The organism is Marinobacter sp. MBR-99 (assembly GCF_040547575.1).
Taxonomy (GTDB): Bacteria; Pseudomonadota; Gammaproteobacteria; order Pseudomonadales; family Oleiphilaceae; genus Marinobacter.
Genome location: NZ_JBEPPY010000024.1, coordinates 56739 through 75195, shown reverse-complemented (window position 1 = coordinate 75195; position 18457 = coordinate 56739). Strand labels below are relative to the sequence as shown.

Here is an 18457-nt window from a genome sequence, read left to right as displayed (position 1 = left end):
AGATGCTCGACGGTGCCGTGCTCGCGCTCACGGATGAGCGCCGCGCCGGTGAGGACGATGGAGAGCATGGTCACGTTATTGATGACCTGCATGATCGCGCCGAACCATGACTTGTTGAGCTGGGGATTGAAGCGCACCCGCAGTGCCAGATCCACCGGCAACTCCGGAACTTCACGATAACGCTGCACAAAGGTGCGTACCTCATCGCTCACAATGGTCTGGATATAGCCGCTGCCGGTAAACGCCTGGCTCATGCGCGTGGCATCGACGTTGAGCTGGACCGTGGGCTGCCGCCCTGCCAGCAGGTCACGCTGGAAGTTGGGCGGGATGTCAAGGGCGAAGGTGTCGAGGCCAGCATCCATGCGGGCGTCCATCTCGGCCTGGTCGATCACCTCGGGGAGAACAAAGTACGGCGGGTAAAAGGCGCTGACGATACGCCATGACAACGGCGAGCGATCCTCGTTCACCACCGCGATCGGCGCCTTGTTGAGGGTCTCCGGCATAGCCGTGGCCGCCGTGTAGACGGAAACGGTAAAGGCGTAGACGATCAGCACCAGCATGATCGGGTCGCGGACAAGGCTGCGCAACTCCTTGACACCGAGATGGCAAATATTGGCAAGGCGCATGGACTATCGCTCCTGCTTCTTGAGCAACGCCGCGGACAGCCCGATCAGGAACGGCACCGACAGCGCCAGCGGGAGAAAGGCGGCATGAAGGTCAGAGAAGTTGAGGGCCTTCGAGAAGGTGCCGCGCGCGATGGTCAGGAAATGCGTGGTCGGGTAGATCTCGCCGATCACCCGCCCCCCCCCTTCCAGGGACGAGACCGGGTCGATCATCCCGGAGAAGTTCGCCGCTGGCAGGATGGTGAGCACCGCCGTGCCGAAGATTGCCGCGATCTGGCTGCGCATAAAAGTAGAGATCAGCAACCCCACAGCCGTGGCGGCACCAACATAGAGCAGCGCAGCCAGCGCCAACGTCAGGAAGCTGCCCTTAAGCGGCACGCCGAAGACAGTCACCGCGAGCAGAGTGAGCAGCAGGAAGCTCAGGAAGGACAGGACCACGTAAGGGAACTGCTTGCCGAGCAGGAATTCGAGCCGCGTGGTGGGCGTGACGTAGAAGTTGGTGATCGAGCCGAGTTCCTTCTCGCGCACCACGCTGAGTGCCGCGAGCATGGCCGGGATCAGCATGAGCAGCAGCGGGATCACCGCCGGCACCATCGCCACCAGGCTCTTGATGTCCGGGTTATAGCGGAACCGGGTCTCGATATTGACGAGCCCCGCCAAAGCCTCGCCGTGGCCGGCCTCGCGCGCCTTTGTCGTCAGCCAGTGGGCGTGAATTCCCTGCACATAGCCGCGGACGGTCTCGCCCCGCGTCGGCATGGCGCCGTCGATCCAGGCGCCGATCTCGACCTGCCGGCCCCGGGCGATGTCGCGCGCGAAGCCCGGCGGGATCTCAATCGCCAGACTGATGTCGCCTTCGCGCATTCGCCGGTCAAGATCGGCATAACCGGTAATCGGCGCTCGCTCGATGAAGTACCGTGAGCCGCTGAGGTTGAGCGTATAGTCGCGGCTGACAGTGGTCTGATCGCGATCCAGCACCGCAAAGGTGAGATCCTCAACATCAAGGCTGATCCCATAGCCCATCACGAACATCAAAATGACGCTGCCGAGCAGCGCCAGCGTCAGCCGGATGGGATCGCGGCGCAGTTCCAACCCTTCGCGCCGGGCGTGGCTGATCATGCGCCGGGGGTCGAACATGCGCCGCCAGCCTTGGGGTTCGCCATGGCCTCCCGACGCGTTAACCGTATCGAGCGACGCCGTTTGCTCCTCTCCGGCTTCGCCCTCCCCTGACGCCTCCTCCAGATGCGCGACGAATGCCTCTTCCAGGGTCTCTGCGCCCCGCTGCTGTACAATATTCGCCGGCGTATCGGTAACCAGCACCCGTCCGGCGTGCATCAGCGAGATGCGGTCGCAGCGCTCAGCCTCGTTCATGAAGTGGGTGGAGATGAAGATGGTCACCCCGTCACGGCGCGACAGCTCGACCAGCCTGCGCCAGAAAGCGTCACGCGCCACCGGATCGACACCTGAGGTGGGCTCATCGAGAATCAGCATCTCTGGCTTGTGGATCATGGCCACCGCCAGCGAAAGGCGCTGCCGGTGACCGAGGGGCAGTCGGCCCGGCAGGCTGTCGATCACAGCCGAAAGATCGAAGCGTTCAACCATTTCGTCCACCCGCCCTGGAATCTCGGCAGCGGGCACGTGGAACAACCTGGCATGCAACTCCAGGTTCTGCCGCACCGTCAGCTCGGTGTAGAGTGAGAAAAACTGCGACATGTAGCCGACGCGGCGACGGGTCGCGAGGTCGTGCGGGTCCACCTCCTGTCCGAACAGCCAGGCCCGGCCTTCGCTTGGCGGCAGGAGGCCAGTCAGCATCTTCATGGTCGTGGTTTTGCCACAGCCGTTGGAGCCGAGAAAACCGAAGATCTCACCCCGTGGGACACGCAGGCTCACATGATCGACCGCAGTGAACTCGCCGAAGCGCATGGTCAGATCCCGGACCTCGATCGCGGTATCGCCATCGTCTTCCGGCCGTGGTGGAATCTCGACCGCCCGATAATCCCGACGCTTGTCTTCCGGCAGCAGCCGGATGAAGGCTGCCTCCAGCGAATCCGCCCCTGTGCTGGCGAGCAGGCCTTCAGGCGTGTCGCTGGCCAGCACCCGCCCATCGTCCATCGCCGCGAGCCAGTCGAACCGTGCTGCCTCCTCCATATAGGCGGTGGCCACCAGCACGCTCATGCCGGGCCGGGAACGACGGATGCCGGCGATCAACTCCCAGAACTGCCTGCGCGAGAGCGGATCGACACCGGTGGTCGGCTCGTCGAGGATGAGCAGGTCCGGATCGTGGATCAGCGCGCAGCAGAGTCCGAGCTTCTGCTTCATCCCGCCGGATAACTTGCCCGCCGCCCGATCGAGAAACGGCCTGAGCCCTGTGGCCCCTGTCAGCGCATCGATGCGGCGCGCCCGTTCGCCGTGGTCATGCCCAAACAGGCGCCCGAAGAAATCGAGGTTCTCGGACACCGTGAGTGTCGGATAGAGGTTCCGCCCGAGGCCCTGCGGCATGTAGGCGATACGCGGCCCCACTCTGCGGCGATGGCGTGCGTCGGCCATATCGCCGCCGACCACCTCGACCCGCCCCGTCTGGACCGCACGGGCACCAGAGATCAGCGCCAACAGACTTGACTTGCCGACCCCATCCGGGCCGATCAGCCCGGCCATGCAGCCCGCCGGGATATCGATGGTGACCTTATTGAGCGCACGCACCTTACCGTAGCGCAAGGTGACATCCTGCAGGCGGGCAACCGGCACGGCAGCCTCCCCGTCACCCTCGGTCTGCATAGGTTCCTCCCGGCTCAATTTGGCAGTCTCGTCTGCAGTTCAGGCGGCCAATCCACCTGCGGGTCGAGCCGCACATAGGCCATGCCCGGCAATCCGGTCTTGACCTGGAGGAGGTGCTCTCTGAGCAGATCCGGGGCGATCCGGGCCTTAATGCGGAACATCAGCTTCTGGCGCTCCTCTTGCGTCTCCACCGTCTTGGGTGTGAACTGTGCAACGTCCGCGACGAAGGAGATTTCGGCCGGGATCACGTATTGCGGCGCGGCGTCGAGCACAAGCCGCGCCTCGGCACCGAGCGCGACCCGCCCGGCCTGTTCTGTCGGTAGGAAGAAAGTCATATACACATCAGTGAGATCGACCATGTTCAGCACCACGCCGCCAGGAGAGAGAACCTCGCCAGGCTGAGCGACCCGGTATTGGACCCGCCCTTCTCGCGGCGATTTCAGCACGCTGTCGTCGATATCCGCCTGAATACGCTGGACAGTGGCCCGCGCCGCCTCCACCGAGGCCTCCGCAGCGATGACATCCGACCTGGCCCGCCCTATGGCGGCTTGCGCGGCCGCCGCCTGAGCGTCCGCGGCACCGACCGCAGCCTTCGCTGCCGCAGCCGCGGCGCGGTCGTCATCGAGCTGCGCCTCGGAGGCGGCATTTTTTGAGGCGAGCTCCCGGGTTCGGACAAGCCGTTTTTGCGCGGCGTCGAGCTCAGCCTTTCTCTGGGCTATAAACGCCTCGGCGGCCTGCCTCTCGGCCTCACGCTGGGTCACCAGGCTTTGCGCGGTCTCGATGCCGATGAGCGCCCGTTGCAACTGTGCCTCGGCCTCCCGGAGCTGAGCCTCCAGAACGGCCGTGTCCATTTTCGCCAAGATCTGGCCGGCGCGGACGAAGTCGCCCTCGTTGACCAGGATCTCCCGAATACGGCCAGCAGTCCTGGCGGCGATATCAATCTCAACCGCCTCGATCCGACCGTTTCCGGAGGCGAATCCGTCGGGCAAGTCCTGCGGTTGAAAATACCACCAGGCCCAAATGCCCAGCCCAATGACAATCGCAGCGGTGACGCCTCGAATACTTGCTTTAATGAACTTTTTCATGTCCTGGATTGCTCCACGCCAGTTGGCTCACTCATTCTTGAGCATTGAATTCAGACTGAGCGATATGTTTGCAGACCCACATCAGAGATTTTACCCTAGCACAAATCCCGGAAGTTAGAATGACCCACATCATTTTTGGTCCGGCGGATTGTTGATGAACTATCACTTTTAGCGGGACAAAGCTCTCTTGAGGCTGATCATCTTTTTGTTTGCATTAATTCCCGGTTTTGCAGGGGCCAGTTCAGGGGCCTTTAGCATTTCCTGGGACAATGACCTTCTGGTCGGCTCGGATAAGGGCTATACCAATGGCGGCCGTTTGTCCTATCTGAGTGCATCGGCAGAGAACAACAACTGCGAGGTGTGTCTGGCCAGAGGCGCCAGGAATGCAATGGATTGGTTGCCCGTTATTGGTCGAACGGGCAACGATCATACCTTGACTTTCAGCTTGAGCCAACTGATGGTCACCCCAGAGAACTTACAGGAGTCTGACCCAATATATAAAGATTTACCTTACGTCGGCTACCTCTCCGCCTCAATCACGCTCTGGAGCCAGAGTTCAGACTCGCTGACCGGCTATGGCATCGGTCTGGGTGTCGTTGGACCGAACTCCGGGGCCGAAGCAACGCAAAAATGGGTCCACAAACTGACCGGCAGCACCAATCCAAAAGGCTGGAATAATCAGCTGGGTACCGATGTGATTGGCGAATTACACGCCTTTCATGCCCAACGCTTGTTTCGCGAAAATATCGGCAGCGGGATACATCAGGAGATGGCCTGGGTAACCGGTGGCACGCTGTCGAATTTTGTCAGCAGTGGCGAGTTGGGTATGTCTTGGCGAATCGGCACCAACTTGCCCGCCAATATCATCCCGGATTATTCAGGAGCCTCTTCTGCCATCGGTCTGCCGGGCTCACTGGATGCCTCCGGCTCGGGCTGGTCCGTGTTTATTGGCGTGGGCATGGAATTCATAGCCTATTCCTATCTGGAAGAACGGTCGGGGCGGTACGATTATGACCAGCGTCCTGTTGTTGGTCAGGGTAGCGTTGGGGTTGGCTGGCATTCGCCAGGAATCCAGATGGCTATCACACTGAGAGCGACGACCAGCCAAAATGAACGTAATAAAGATTCACTTTCTTTTGGGACTGTGTCGGCTGCGTATCGCTTCTGAGTGCCATGACATATTCGGGCAGCGTTTAACCTATGCCTTGCCCTTCTTTACTGATGACACCGTCCATAGCGATCTGCCAGATCAAATCACCAATGGCGTCGAGAGACTGAGCCCCGTTCGGGTCGAACCAGGTTGCAACCCAGTTGAGCGCGCCAAGGCCAATCAGGCGAAGCAATCGGCCGTCAACACTTTTCCGGACCACGCCCTGCACAATCATTGTTTCGAGGATACCAGCCCATAGAGACTCGTACTGGTCACGCAGTTCGATGATTTCCTCGCGAGCCTCCGGGCCCAGTGCCCGCCATTCAAACAACAGCACGTAAACCGCGTCTGAATCTACCAACAGGGCTCGCAGATGTGCGTTGATACAAAGACGCAATCGTTCAAACGGGTCATCCGAGCTTGCGTAAGCCGACTCGACCTCTGCGGTCACCAGGTCGACTCCCCGGCGCATCAGCTCGACAAGCAACGCTTCCTTGCTGCTGTAACGATAATACAGACTTCCGGGCAGCATATTACAGGCCTCGGCAATTTCTTTGAGCGAGGTCCTTTCAAAACCTTTCTCGCGAAAAAGCCTGGCTGCGTTAGACAAAACATCGCCCTGATCGCCCGGTTTGCTTGCAGGAGTCATCTGCCTGTTAGCCATCGTTAAAGTATCTCCTCATAGCCTTGACTTTTAGTTGGTTAACCAACCAAAATCCAGCAACAATACTATTCGGAAGACAATGACATGGCAATGATCGATGCAAATCAGCGGGTTCCCATCACTTCCGCCCCGGTACGAAAGGCTTGCCAGGCTGGGCAGCTCTGATGACCAGGCCAAACAGAGTTCAGCAAAGTGACGCTGTGACAACAGCGTGGCAGTTCACCGAACAGGTTCCCCACGGCAGGGATCTTGGCATGCAGGTTGTCTCGGTAGACCAGGGCCAGGTTTGTATGCGTCTGACGCCACAATCATGGATGTTTGCCCAAGAGGATACGAACGAAATCTGCACCAGCGTACTATACTCGCTGGCAGACTCCGCCGGAGGCCTGGCGGTATTCGCGGGGGCCCTGGAGTTGATGCCCATTGCCACGCTGGATTTGCGCATGGATTATTTGCGCCCTGTCAGCGGCGACCATGCCTTGTTAGCGGTAGCTACCTGTCGGCATTTAACGAACGAGGTTGCGTTTATTCATTGTGACATTCTCAGCGAGGGAAAGCGTGAGTTACTAGCGACGGCAAACGCCACCTTCATGCGTAACACCCCGGGCCAGCAATTCCGGGCAGACAGACTAAAAAAGGAGGGTGCATGAGCACTGTCGTCGATCCGGCACAACAATGCTCGGGTCCTGCCGAAAGCGGGAAAGAATATGCCGACTGGCAGGCCCTGCTGGAGCGCATTCCGTACGCACGGCACCTCGGGCTTGAGGTTCAGCGCGATGATGCCGGTGTATTGGTTCATTTGCCGTGTCGTGAAGCGCTGATTGGCAACTTTATGCTACCCGCGCTCCATGGCGGCGTGCTTGGGGCTCTGATCGAACTTACCGCGCGGGTGGCTGCGCAAAGCCGGGATGCAGAGACACGTTGCCCGCGCATTCTCGACAGCCACATCAATTACCTCCGCTCCGCGCAGGCCCGATCGACGTTCGCCAGGGCCCAAATTGTCCGGCAAGGCAGGCGGACCAGCCTGGTCCAGGTGACCTGCTGGCAAGGCGAGAAGAGCAAACCGATCGTGAGCGGTCAGGTTCAGTTGTTGCTCCCGACAATGGCCACACAACAAGAAGACCGGCATGGACATTAAACACAACAAACCTGAACGCGACGAATTCCGGGCGACGGATGGTGCGGAGATCGCACTGTGGCGCTGGCCGAAGAGCAAAGCGCGCCCCACGCTGCACTGGGCACATGCCACGGGTTTCCATGGCCGCCTGTACCGCCCTCTCCTTGACGAGCTTGCCACGGACGTCAATATCCTGGCCTGGGACATGCGGGGGCATGGGGCCAGCGCCGATGCGGCGAATGTTTCGGCATTCCGGGGCTGGGAAACCTACTATCGAGATATGACGGCTCTGCTGGATAGCCAGGACGAGCCGGTCTGGCTTGCCGGCCATTCCATCGGTGCCACCACCAGCATCATGGCGGCTGCCCGGCGGCCGGACAAAGTGCTGGGCCTGATTCTGGCCGAACCCGTGATCATGGATCCAGCGCAGGGCCTGAAGCTGGGACTGGCCAAACTGATACGCCAGTCACATCGGTTGTCACTGGCCGCCGGAGCGGCACGTCGGCGCAGGGCATTTGATTCGCATGCTGCCGCGCTGGACAACTATCGTGGCCGCGGTGGCTTCAAGACCTGGCCCGACGCATGGCTGGAAGCCTACGTCCAGCACGCCTTCGTGCCGCAGGAAGATCAACTTCAATTGGCGTGCAGCCCGGAGTGGGAGAGCGCTACCTTTGCTCATACCGAACACAACGCGTGGCCGGGTATTCGTCAGTTGCGGTGCCCGGTTATCGCGCTGGCTGCAGAACGCGGATCAACCTTCTCGCCGGCGGCGCGCCAACGCCTGCAGATCCTGCTGCCCTCCGCTGACGTTAGGGTAGTTGAAGGTACGACCCATTTTCTGCCCATGGAGCAGAACGAAACCGTTCGCGATGCCATCCTGCAGTTTGCTTTATCCGGATGCCGCGACAACTGATACTCACACCTGGATTTTTGCCAATCGGGACACCTGCTATGCGCTGTATGCTGACACTGTTTATCTCGCTGCTCATTCTGTCTGGTTGTCAGCAGTCTTCGGAATCACACTCAGAGGCCCGCGCCTCTATCCCCTGGGTAAAAACAGTTGTTCTAAAGGCTGCAGACCCAACAACGCGGAGATTTTCAGGAACCCTGCGAAGCCGCCACGAAGTTCCTCAGGCCTTTCAGATCTCCGGCCGGATTCAACAGCGTTTCATCGACGCGGGTCAGCGCGTGAAAAAAGGCGACTTACTGTTCAAGCTCGACACACGAGACCTTGTGGCAACGGCAGAGGAAGCTGCCGCGGAACTCAAGCGATCACAAACAGCCCTGGCCATTGCCACTAATGAGCTCCGCCGCCAGCAACAACTGGCAGGACGTCAGTTTGTCAGCGAACAAACCCTGCAACGCCTTGAATTAGCAGAGCGTGAGGCACGTAGCCAGGTGGAAACGGCTTCTGCACGCCATCAGCAGGCTCAGAATGCTTTGGGATATGCGGAACTAAAAGCCGCCAATGCGGGCGTGGTCATTGAGGTCATCGTTGAACCTGGCCAGGTTGTGAGTGCCGGTCAAACCCTTGCCATACTGGCCGAAGATCAATCGCTGGAAGTAGAGGTTTTTCTACCTGAGGGCAGTAGCCCGCCCAAGGACGGGTATCTTCCTTTGTCCAATGGCGAACAGCTTGCGATGAATCTGAGAGAGATTGCCGGGGCTGCCGACCCCAGAAGCCGGAGCTGGCGTGCCCGATACCGCCTGGAGGGCCCCTACCCTCCGTCTTTAACGCTTGGTTCGGTGGTGAGCGTCCGATTAACGCCGAAACAAACCACCGCCAGCCATCGTGTACCGCTGGGTGCCCTTGACGAGAGAGGTCAAACGCCGCAGGTTTGGGTGGTCTCCGACGGCACGGTGAACCCCCTTGCAGTCGAGGTTATCGATTTGGGCGAGGAGTTTGCGCAGATCAAAGCCGATATCAGGGCGGAAACGAAAATCGTCGCGTTGGGGACACACCTGCTGATCCCCGGCATGGCGGTGCGGGAGCTGGCACGATGAGCCTGCCGAATCTTTCCGCGCTGGCGGTTCGCGAGCGTTCGGCCACTCTCTTTTTTCTGTTGCTGTCCGTTGTTGCCGGCTTCTATGCGTTCTCGTCCCTTGGTCGTGCGGAAGATCCTGCGTTCACCGTCCGGTCGATGGTGGTCTCTGTGGCCTGGCCAGGAGCAACACCCGAAGTGCTACAGAATCAGGTTGTGGATCGTCTGGAAAAGCGAATCCAGGAGGTGGCGTATTTCGATACTGTTGAAACCACCATTCGCCCCGGGCAGGCCACCATGCTTATCCAGTTCATGGATTATACCCCCAGTGACAAAGTGCCTGACCTCTTTTACCAGGTTCGCAAACGCATGTCCGATGAGAAGCCCAACCTGCCCCGTGGCGTGATCGGACCTATCGTTAATGACGATTTTGCGGATGTGTATTTCTCTCTGCTGGCCCTCACGGCACCCGGAATGCCAATGCGTGAACTGACCCTCAAGGCAGAATCGATACGGGATCGCCTGCAACGGCTGCCCGGCTTGCAAAAAGCACAGATACTGGCGGAACGTCCGGAGCGGGTGTATCTCGAGTTTGATCAGGACCGGCTCAATAACCTGGGTCTGTCGGCAGAAGAAGTGCTGCAGGCGATAGAGGCCAACAATCGTCTTCAGCCTCTTGGCTTTATTGATCTCGCCGGCCCGCGGGTTTATGTCCGCAGCAACATTGACCTGTCTGACATTGAGCGCCTCACCTCAGTACCTCTTCGTATCGGAGACCAGCTTATCACCGTGTCTGATCTGGCCGAGGTGCGTTTGGGCTATGAAGATCCTTTGAGCTACATCGTCCGTTCCAGCGGTGAGGATGCGATTCTCCTGGGCGTCGTCATGGAGGCGGGCGAAAATGGCCTGGAGTTTGGCGAGCGCCTGCGCAAGTTTGTCAGCACTGAACAGGCCAGGCTGCCCTTGGGGATGTCAATACAGACCCTGACCGATCAGGCTGAAGCCATCACTCAGGCGGTTGATCTTTTTCAAATCAAGTTTCTGGTGGCATTGGTGGTCGTGATGGGAGTCAGCATACTGGCGATTGGTCTGCGCGCCGGTTTGGTGGTGGGTATCGCGATTCCCGTGACTCTCGGCCTGACTTTCTTATTGATGAAAATGGCAGGCATAAACCTGGATCGCATCACCCTGGGTGCGTTGATTATTGCACTGGGCCTGTTAGTGGACGATGCGATCATCGCCATTGAAATGATGATTGTGAAGATGGAGAGCGGCTGGGAGCGGGTACGGGCCGCCAGTCATGCCTGGAGCGTAACAGCCGCCCCCATGCTGTTTGGAACGCTGGTGACAGTGGCCGGATTTGTCCCCATCGGATTTGCCCAGTCGGGTGTCGGGGAATACACCGGCAACATCTTCTGGGTGCTGGCTTTTTCGTTGTTAATTTCCTGGGTTGTAGCGGTAACCTTCACGCCTTATCTGGGCGTCAGGTTTTTGCCCGATTACCCCCGGCATGGTGGCCAGGACCTTTACCAAAGCGCTTTTTATCAGCGGTTGCGTGGGGTGATTACCGCGTGTGTGCAATACCGGAAAACCGTCGTTTTTATCACGTTGGGTTTGCTGGTGCTCAGTGCTTTCGGTATGGCAACTCAGGTGCAGAAGCAGTTTTTTCCGAGTTCTGATCGCCCCGAAGTTCTGATCAGTGTGTTTGCTCCGCAGGGGAGCGCCATCGCCACCACCGATGAAAGTGTCAGACGCCTGGAAGCGATGTTGATGGACATGCCGGAGGTGAAAAGCCTTTCTGCCTACATCGGTGCCGGTGCACCCCGGTTCTTCGTATCGGCAAACCCCGAGCAGCCGGACCCGGCATTTGCCAAATTGATTGCCATCGGGCGGGACGTTGAAGGGCGCGATCGCATCATCTCGGCGCTGGAAACCAGAATCGCGGCGGGTGAGTTTCCGGAGGCACGAGTGCGGGTAACGCGTTTGCTGTATGGTCCCCCGGTGGCCTGGCCGGTCAGTTTTCGAGTGTTGGGTCCGAAACCAGATCAACTCAGAGAGATCGGGCACCAGATCCGGACTCTCATGGAGGGGCACACGAATATCGTCATGCCGCATCTAAATTGGGATGAGCGTGTACCCACACTCTATCTTGAGTTGGATCCAGAAAATCTGGGTTGGATGGGCCTGACCCCGGCAGAGGTTGCCCGGCAACTCCAGTTCCAGCTGCGCGGATTGGCCGTCACCGAGCTACGCCGGGGCATAAGGAGCGTTCAACTGGTGGCGCGCAATGCCCGCGACGAAGTGATCATGCCTGAAAATCTTGAAATCAAAACCCGCGACGGCCGCAAACTTTCCGCACAGCAACTGGGCAAGTGGCAGGTTCGTTATGAGGAGCCGGTTATAAAGCGTTACAACCGTGACCCCTTCCTGGCCGTTCAGGCGGATGTAAAAGGCGCCCAGCCACCGGATGTCACCAATGAAATCTGGAGTGCGATGACAGGTCTGCGTGAACAGTTGCCGGAGGGTTATCGTATTGAAATCGGCGGTACGGTGGAGCAATCGGCCAAAGCCAACGCGTCCATTCAGACCTTACAACCGATAATGCTGGCGTTGATGCTGATTTTCATCATGCTTCAGATGCGTTCGTTTATCGGCACCTTGACCGTTCTGGCCACCGCGCCACTGGGGCTGATTGGCGCGGTGCTGGCTTTGCTGCTGTTTAACCAACCCTTTGGCTTTACTGCGTTGTTGGGGCTGATTGGCCTGGGCGGCATCCTGATGCGAAATACCATGATTCTGACCCAGCAGGTGCAGGACAACTTCACAGCAGGGATGGTTGCCCGTGAAGCCGTGGTCGAGGCGGCAGTCCAGCGCGCCCGCCCCGTGGTGCTCACTGCCCTGGCCGCTGTTCTGGCGTTTGTACCGCTGACTTTTGACCTGTTCTGGGGGCCGCTGGCTTATGTCCTGATAGGTGGCGTAGCGGTCGGCACCCTGGTCACTTTATTGTTTGTCCCGGCGCTTTATGCGCTCTGGTTTCGCTTACAGATAGAAGATTGAAGTAGCCACGGATGTTTGCGTGTTGACAGCATAGGCCACTTCTCAAGTTGAGAGGCTGCGCCGCCGGGGCGCAGCACGCTGTGAAGACTGGATCGGTTTCGGCATCAGGATGCGTTAGAGTCTCGGTACCCGGCCATCATTTTCATCATCCAGCCTGGATATTCCTCCGGTATACGGCTCACCTCGTCGAGCGCGTTAAGTTCTTCGCCAGACAATTGGATCTGCGCGGCCCGGATGTTGGCTTTCAGCTGGTCCGGCCGCTTGGCGCCAACGATAATGCTGCTCACGACGTTTTGGTGCAACAGCCACGCCAGAGCGATTTGTGCCACCGTGACCGGCTCGCCATCGATCTGCTTGCCGTCAGCAATCTCCCGCATGACCTTGATGACGTCGCTGCCTCGCTCACGATTGACGGGCGGAAAGTCAAATTTGGCACGCCGGTTTTCCTCAGAGACGTCCGGGCCCTCGTATTTACCGGACAGATACCCACCGGCCAGCGGGCTCCACACCATCAGACCGACCTTCTCAGATTCCAGCATCGGGACGATATCCCGCTCCAGATCACGCCCCACCAGTGTGTAGTAGGCTTGCAAGGAGATGATCGGGCACAGGTTGCGGGCCCGGGTGATGCCGATGGCTTTCATTACCTGCCAGGCGGCCCAGTTGGACAGGCCCACATAACGCACATGGCCTTGTTGCACCAGGGTGTTCAGCGCCTCCAGAGTTTCCTCGATCGGGGTGGCCGGGTCAAAACCGTGGATCTGATACAGGTCGATATAATCCGTTTGCATGCGCGCCAGGCTCGCCTTGCATTCGCTCATGATGTGGCCACGGGAAGCTCCACGGGCATTGGGACCATCGCTCATCGGGCCGAGCACCTTGGTCGCCAGCACCACATCTTCCCGGCGAACGCCCAGGTTTTTCAGGGACTGGCCGACGATGCGTTCGCTGGCACCAAAACCATAGATGTTGGCGGTGTCGATAAAGTTAATGCCGGCTTCCAGGGCGATCTTCATCAGCTCGTCGGCCTGTTCCTGCTGCAAGTTGCCGATCAGACCCCAGATGTCCTTATCGCCGCCGAAGGTCATGGTTCCCAGGCACAGCTTGGAGACGAACAGCCCGGAATTGCCCAACGGGTTATAGCCTGAACTGTTGTCATTAGCGAATAGCGGTAAAGTCTCAGTTGCCATGTTGCACCTCATCATGCTTGTCGGTTGGTGTTTCAGCAATCAGTGTAAATGCTGCCTGTTTCAGTTTTTTTTGCACTCGTTTGTGTTACTCGGCGAAGATTGTCTTGACCTGGTCCATGTCCAACCGTTACTTGCACCGGGCGCTCAGCAGTCGCGTTGCGGTATCAAACACGGCCAGGTCTTGTTCGGTGCGCGCGGCGAGGTGGGCGCCTTCGAGCATCGCCAGGGTTGCCTGTGCTTCATCGGTCGGGGCATGGATGGCCGAGACGGATCCATCCCTGCGCCCCAACTCAAAGGTTTCTGTAAGCCACTGCAGCACCATTGCGCGAACGGCGCCGACTCTGGAGATGACGGTGCCGGGCAGGCTTTCACGGCAGATCGAAAAAGCGACGCACAGGCACACGGTTTGTCCATCATGCAAGGCGCCGCGGTACAGGGCAATGAGCGCCTTGAGGCGCTCGCCTGCGCTGGCATGGGCAGCCGTGATCTCGGCCAGAGCGTGCTGCAGATTGGCCTGATAACGCTCAATCAAGGCTTCAGAGAGCTTCGCCTTGGTGGGAAAATGGTAATGGATGGATGCCGTTCGAATCCCAATGGTCTTGGCCAGATCCGCATAGCTAAACCCGTCAAAGCCCCGTGACCGAACGCTATGCTCGGCAAGGTCCATCAGGGCTGTCCTGGTATCACGATTCATGGTTATTCACCTGTCTGACTTATCAATCCCGCTATTGCCGGCCTTATATCCCTGGCGCCCCGGCAAATCTCAGGTGACCCGTCTTCATCCAGATCTTTGCGCCGTGGTCCCCGGCCGTCAGCGACAACCGGTGTCCATCGGGGAGGCGTAGCCAGTCATGCCTGGCCAGCACCTCGTCATTGCCGGTCACCGAGCCTTCGATTACCAGCAGCTCGATTCCGCCGGGCGCCTCAGAGGTCAGTGTCGCTCCTGCTTCGAGCCGGCTGTAGGTCACGATCTCACGATCGTCCTCATGCAGCTTTGCGGTGGCAACGCCGCCAACCGGGGCGCCCAGCTCGGCCTCCATATTCTTGCTGAACTGGGTGCGGTCGGCCAGGTCGAACTGCCACAGTTTGACAAATATGGTGCAGCCCGCTTCAGAGCCCGGAATGTGTGACGTGGTTGGGGGGTTGCGCACATAGCTACCCGCGGGGAAGTCGCCGTGCTCATCCTGGAACACGCCATCCAGTACGATGAATTCTTCTCCACCGGTATGGGTATGCGCCGAGAAATGACTCCCCGGCGCATAACGCACGATGGTGGTGGCGCGGGCAACCTCCTCCCCGATCCGGTCCAGCATTCGCCGCTCCACCCCTTTCATGGGCGAGGGCTGCCACTCAAGCCGGTCGGAATATATAACAACCGGTTTGGAGAAATCTGCATTAATCTCCATGATAGTCCTCACTTTTATGTCCTGGATGTTAACAGCGCTTGCATGAAACCCGAAGGTTTTGGATCATCCGGCGATTGAAGGGCGGGCGGCGACTTTTGCGCGCCAGGCATGGAGATTGGTCAACGACTCCGGAATCTCCACCTTCGCGAAATCCGCAAACCCCAAGCCGGCAAAGGCGGTGATGTCTGCGACCGAGAAGTTCTCGCCTGCGAGAAACTCGTTGTCCGCCAGTACGCTGTCAAGGTAGGCCATGGTTGCGCCGGCTACTTCTTTCTGTTTATTGCCCCACTCAGCGCATTGCCAGGTTTCCAGATCCGGACCAAGCCCCGGGGTGGCATGATGAAAATAAGCGCCCACGGCGTTCATCAGACCATTTTCTGCCCGCAAATACATCATCGCGATAAGGGCGCGCTCCTTCGGGGTTGTGCCCGTAAGGGACGGACCATCGAAGACACCGTCGATATATTCGGTAATGGCGTTGCACTGGGCGATGCAGGTGCCGTCGTCAAGCTCCAGCACGGGCACGGTGGCATCCGGGTTTTTCATCTTGAACGCGTCGGAACGGTGCTCGCCGCTCATGACATCGACCGGAACGAATTCCACCTTGTTTGTCGCGCCTTTTTCTGCCAAAGCGATGCGAACGCGGAGCGGGTTGGGAAAGCCTTCAATATCGTAAATTTTCATTGCTTACCTCTGTTGGTCATTGAGTGTACGACACTCAATGTATCTAGTAGTAGGTAGGTAATCAAGCAGCAATTTGCATCTCCTGCTTTATCAAGCGGATTCAGAGATATTCAGAATCTGTAGCTCAGAAAAAGACCAGTGTAAGCCTGGGTAGCATCCCCGATATCGCTAACGATCGGGCTATCCTTGGCATCGCCGGTCAATTGTGTAACGCCAGCCATGGCGGTTACTGCCCAGTGGGCAGATAATGAGTAGGTCAGACTGCCTGAGACGCCGAAACGAATGTAATCATCAGGACTGTAGGGAGCCAGGCCGGATCGGGCGCTTTCCGCATCAGAAATACCGAACATATCTTCTGTCCAGTCATCGCTACTGTAGGTCACGTTCGCACCCAGAGAAGCAATCCATTGATCGCTGAGCTGGTTCCGCCATCGCGTTTTGAGCGCCAACTGATAACCATCGACATCGCCGGTGAAGGGCGACTGGATGCCTGCGCTGTAGGACCATGCCCTGTCTGTATAGGCAATACGCAAGCCGGCGGTTGCGCCGCCATCGACTTTGTCCAGGCGCCTGAGATCTCCGTCATTGTCGCGCCCGGGAGTGTAAGCAATAAAGGGGGACAGCCGCCAGTTGCCGTGGCGAATCAGGTTCCAGCCAAGACCATCGCGAATATTAAAATAGAAAAGATCACCATAGCTCACATTGAGCGTCGGCCAGACCCTGGATTCATAATCGTCACTGCCGAGGTAGTCCGGCGCGTATATCACACCGGCTCCCACACTGGCCGCCCAGGGTGTGTTTGCCAGACTCGGAGTTGAAACAGCCAATAGAGTCGTCCAAGCGACCATTAGCCACTGACGTTTAGGTTTCGAAAGCATAGACGGATTCCCCAGTTGAGCGGCTTCGGAATAAAGCTCATCTAGCCGGGAGCTATACGCTCGCCATAGAACAACTGGATTCGTTTGGCCCGTATATTGGCTTTCAGCTACTCCGTATCACGACGAGCAGCTGTAGTGCGACCATCCACCAACCGCAAAAAGCTCCGACGGCTTCAAACGGTAGTATTTGTTCTCTACATCCGTCGACTGTTCAGCGTATGGCTGCGTCATCACTTCTTGTAGCTCTCGGAGCAGCTCGTAATGTCCGTCCTCCGCTTGCTGATAAGCAGGCACAACCAGCCAATCCCGCAAACAGTACTTTGGATTAACAAACTTCATCTGTCTCGAAAGCTCATCCCGGGAGCCAGTTAATGCGAGCGATGTCCACTTTGTGAGCCACGCAGACCAGCGCTTGTCCAGTCCTTCGGTGTCTGCATGCGTCAGGTCTCTGTAGAAGCTTTTCTTGAGTGGCTCTACATCGGTTGGCACTGTAGACAGTTCGCGGAAAAACACTGTGTAATCAACAGGGGTTTGCACCATCAGGGTGGCCAGCTCCCGGAACAGTTCTTCGTCGAACGCCTCCAGCCCAAGTTTGCCGGCCCACATTTGTTCCATTTGTGCTTGCATCACCTGAGGAAAACCGCTTTCGAGTTCGTCCAGTTGCCGTAAATCATCCGGATGCGCCTCTAACAGAGGCCGCAATGCTGTACAAAACGAATGGAAATTGCGCTCTGCCGCTGCGGGTTGGTTGAGGAACGAGAAATGCTGCCCGCCGCCCGTCCAGGGCTGGTAACGGGGTTCGAACAGATCGATGAACCCAAACGGACCATAATCCAGGGTGAATCCGCCGGCTGCGCAGTTGTCGCTGTTGAAGTTACCCTGGCAGTAACCAACACGAATCCAGTTGGCCACCAGCGACGTCAGGCGGCTGCGGAACTCGCCGGCAAGCAACACGACTTTTTCGGCGGTGGATAGTGTCTGTTCGATAAGGCCATCGTACTCACGATCGATCAAGTGCAAGACGATCTGTTCGAGTTCTTCCATTGCCTTCGGATGTTCATTTTTGCGGGCCCTGCGGCCGAATAGCTCAAGCTGCCCTACCCGGATAAACGACGGTGCAACACGGGTAGAGATGGCAACGGGCTCGGACACAAGCACGTCCGGGTCGATCGAGCGTGAATCTTCTGAATACCACGGACGCCTGACTTTCTCGGTTTTCGATACGTACAGGCTCAGAGAGCGTGATGTGGGCACACCCAGCGCGTGCATGTGCTCCTGAGCCAGGAACTCACGGGTGCTGGAGCGCAGAACAGCCCGGCCGTCTCCACCACGGCAGTAGGGTGTGCGCCCTCCCCCTTTGAGCTGCATTTCCCAGTGCTGGCCGTTTACCACGGCCTCAAGCACGGATATGGCGCGACCGTCTCCGTAGCCGTTACCGGTCTGGAACGGGCATTGCTGATAAAACTCAGTGCCGTAGATAGACAGTGCGTAGCCACAGGCCCAACCAACGTTGCGCATAGGCTCCGGAACATGGGTTAAATCGCCGGAGAACATTCGCACAAAGTCATCCGACTGCGCCAGAGTGTCGGCCAAGCTCAATTCGCGAAACAGATTCTTGCCATGCGCCACGTATGCCGGGTTTTCAATGGGCGTGGGGCTGACCGGAACGTAGTGGCCCGAAAATACCTGTCTTGGCGAATGGTCAGCACCGTTCGCTTTTCCCTCGGGATCACAGTTGAGGGTGTCCATGAGCGAATAGTCCGCCAATGCTGCGAGATCGTTTAGCGTCTCTATCCTGAGAGCAGTGCTGCAGGGCATTCGCTTTTGCATAGTGATTCCTCGTGAGTGG

16 protein-coding genes are annotated in these 18457 nt (G+C 58.4%); 6 read left to right on the top strand and 10 right to left on the bottom strand.

All coding sequences use genetic code 11. The annotated features are described in order from the left end of the window. The 3 genes from ABIE59_RS17645 to ABIE59_RS17635 all read right to left on the bottom strand — a co-directional run. On the bottom strand, nucleotides 1-626 hold a 626-nt coding region (locus tag ABIE59_RS17645; RefSeq protein ID WP_354448935.1), incomplete at its 3' end, for an ABC transporter permease. A gap of 3 nt (nucleotides 627-629) precedes the next feature. Next, nucleotides 630-3395, bottom strand: coding sequence for a ribosome-associated ATPase/putative transporter RbbA (rbbA, locus tag ABIE59_RS17640; RefSeq protein WP_354448934.1), 2766 nt, complete (start codon nucleotides 3393-3395; stop codon nucleotides 630-632). Between the two features lie 14 nt (nucleotides 3396-3409). Continuing rightward, nucleotides 3410-4480, bottom strand: a complete 1071-nt coding sequence (locus ABIE59_RS17635; protein ID WP_354448932.1) for an HlyD family secretion protein — start codon at nucleotides 4478-4480, stop codon at nucleotides 3410-3412. A 187-nt stretch (nucleotides 4481-4667) separates the two neighbouring features. On the opposite strand from ABIE59_RS17635, the gene ABIE59_RS17630 reads away from it, so the two are divergent. Next, nucleotides 4668-5648 (top strand): lipid A deacylase LpxR family protein, encoded by a 981-nt coding sequence (locus ABIE59_RS17630; RefSeq protein WP_354448930.1) that lies wholly within the window; start codon nucleotides 4668-4670, stop codon nucleotides 5646-5648. Nucleotides 5649-5673: 25 nt separating this feature from the next. Here ABIE59_RS17630 and ABIE59_RS17625 read toward each other — a convergent pair whose 3' ends face one another. After that, nucleotides 5674-6294 (bottom strand): TetR/AcrR family transcriptional regulator, encoded by a 621-nt coding sequence (locus tag ABIE59_RS17625; RefSeq protein WP_106695790.1) that lies wholly within the window; start codon nucleotides 6292-6294, stop codon nucleotides 5674-5676. A 164-nt stretch (nucleotides 6295-6458) separates the two neighbouring features. Here ABIE59_RS17625 and ABIE59_RS17620 point away from each other — a divergent pair, with 164 nt between their 5' ends. The 5 genes from ABIE59_RS17620 to ABIE59_RS17600 are packed head-to-tail and all read left to right on the top strand — an operon-like array spanning nucleotide 6459 to nucleotide 12450. Further along, nucleotides 6459-6944 carry a PaaI family thioesterase gene (locus tag ABIE59_RS17620; RefSeq protein WP_354448928.1) on the top strand — a complete coding sequence of 162 codons (486 nt, stop codon included), beginning with the start codon at nucleotides 6459-6461 and terminating at the stop codon, nucleotides 6942-6944. Then, on the top strand, nucleotides 6941-7432 hold the full coding sequence (locus ABIE59_RS17615) for a PaaI family thioesterase (protein ID WP_354448926.1): 492 nt from the start codon (nucleotides 6941-6943) through the stop codon (nucleotides 7430-7432). Before ABIE59_RS17620 ends, ABIE59_RS17615 begins: the two co-directional genes overlap by 4 nt. Next, nucleotides 7422-8324 (top strand): alpha/beta fold hydrolase, encoded by a 903-nt coding sequence (locus ABIE59_RS17610; RefSeq protein WP_354448924.1) that lies wholly within the window; start codon nucleotides 7422-7424, stop codon nucleotides 8322-8324. The genes ABIE59_RS17615 and ABIE59_RS17610 overlap by 11 nt, the downstream gene beginning before the upstream one ends. Nucleotides 8325-8362: 38 nt before the next feature. Beyond that, nucleotides 8363-9415 carry an efflux RND transporter periplasmic adaptor subunit gene (locus ABIE59_RS17605; RefSeq protein WP_354448922.1) on the top strand — a complete coding sequence of 351 codons (1053 nt, stop codon included), beginning with the start codon at nucleotides 8363-8365 and terminating at the stop codon, nucleotides 9413-9415. Next, entirely contained in the window at nucleotides 9412-12450 is a 3039-nt protein-coding gene (locus tag ABIE59_RS17600) for an efflux RND transporter permease subunit (RefSeq protein ID WP_354448920.1), read from the top strand. Before ABIE59_RS17605 ends, ABIE59_RS17600 begins: the two co-directional genes overlap by 4 nt. Nucleotides 12451-12554: 104 nt before the next feature. Here ABIE59_RS17600 and ABIE59_RS17595 read toward each other — a convergent pair whose 3' ends face one another. The 6 genes from ABIE59_RS17595 to ABIE59_RS17570 all read right to left on the bottom strand — a co-directional run bounded on the left by ABIE59_RS17595 (nucleotide 12555) and on the right by ABIE59_RS17570 (nucleotide 18438). Then, nucleotides 12555-13640, bottom strand: coding sequence for an aldo/keto reductase (locus ABIE59_RS17595; RefSeq protein WP_354448918.1), 1086 nt, complete (start codon nucleotides 13638-13640; stop codon nucleotides 12555-12557). Between the two features lie 127 nt (nucleotides 13641-13767). After that, nucleotides 13768-14334, bottom strand: a complete 567-nt coding sequence (locus tag ABIE59_RS17590; RefSeq protein WP_354448916.1) for a TetR/AcrR family transcriptional regulator — start codon at nucleotides 14332-14334, stop codon at nucleotides 13768-13770. Between the two features lie 43 nt (nucleotides 14335-14377). After that, entirely contained in the window at nucleotides 14378-15046 is a 669-nt protein-coding gene (locus tag ABIE59_RS17585) for a cupin domain-containing protein (protein ID WP_354448914.1), read from the bottom strand. 63 nt (nucleotides 15047-15109) lie between these two features. Then, a complete protein-coding gene (locus tag ABIE59_RS17580; protein WP_354448912.1) occupies nucleotides 15110-15730 on the bottom strand; it encodes a glutathione S-transferase family protein in 621 nt (206 codons plus the stop codon). Between the two features lie 110 nt (nucleotides 15731-15840). Beyond that, entirely contained in the window at nucleotides 15841-16557 is a 717-nt protein-coding gene (locus tag ABIE59_RS17575; protein ID WP_354448910.1) for a MipA/OmpV family protein, read from the bottom strand. A gap of 168 nt (nucleotides 16558-16725) precedes the next feature. Then, nucleotides 16726-18438, bottom strand: coding sequence for a protein adenylyltransferase SelO (locus ABIE59_RS17570; protein ID WP_354448908.1), 1713 nt, complete (start codon nucleotides 18436-18438; stop codon nucleotides 16726-16728). Nucleotides 18439-18457: the final 19 nt, after the last annotated feature.

Coding starts and splice junctions, on each gene's coding strand:
- rbbA (WP_354448934.1), bottom strand. CDS start 3,395: ATGCAGACCGAGGGTGACGGGGAGGCTGCCGTGCCGGTTGCCCGCCTG.
- ABIE59_RS17635 (WP_354448932.1), bottom strand. CDS start 4,480: ATGAAAAAGTTCATTAAAGCAAGTATTCGAGGCGTCACCGCTGCGATT.
- ABIE59_RS17625 (WP_106695790.1), bottom strand. CDS start 6,294: ATGGCTAACAGGCAGATGACTCCTGCAAGCAAACCGGGCGATCAGGGC.
- ABIE59_RS17620 (WP_354448928.1), top strand. CDS start 6,459: ATGACCAGGCCAAACAGAGTTCAGCAAAGTGACGCTGTGACAACAGCG.
- ABIE59_RS17615 (WP_354448926.1), top strand. CDS start 6,941: ATGAGCACTGTCGTCGATCCGGCACAACAATGCTCGGGTCCTGCCGAA.
- ABIE59_RS17610 (WP_354448924.1), top strand. CDS start 7,422: ATGGACATTAAACACAACAAACCTGAACGCGACGAATTCCGGGCGACG.
- ABIE59_RS17605 (WP_354448922.1), top strand. CDS start 8,363: ATGCGCTGTATGCTGACACTGTTTATCTCGCTGCTCATTCTGTCTGGT.
- ABIE59_RS17600 (WP_354448920.1), top strand. CDS start 9,412: ATGAGCCTGCCGAATCTTTCCGCGCTGGCGGTTCGCGAGCGTTCGGCC.
- ABIE59_RS17595 (WP_354448918.1), bottom strand. CDS start 13,640: ATGGCAACTGAGACTTTACCGCTATTCGCTAATGACAACAGTTCAGGC.
- ABIE59_RS17590 (WP_354448916.1), bottom strand. CDS start 14,334: ATGAATCGTGATACCAGGACAGCCCTGATGGACCTTGCCGAGCATAGC.
- ABIE59_RS17585 (WP_354448914.1), bottom strand. CDS start 15,046: ATGGAGATTAATGCAGATTTCTCCAAACCGGTTGTTATATATTCCGAC.
- ABIE59_RS17580 (WP_354448912.1), bottom strand. CDS start 15,730: ATGAAAATTTACGATATTGAAGGCTTTCCCAACCCGCTCCGCGTTCGC.
- ABIE59_RS17570 (WP_354448908.1), bottom strand. CDS start 18,438: ATGCAAAAGCGAATGCCCTGCAGCACTGCTCTCAGGATAGAGACGCTA.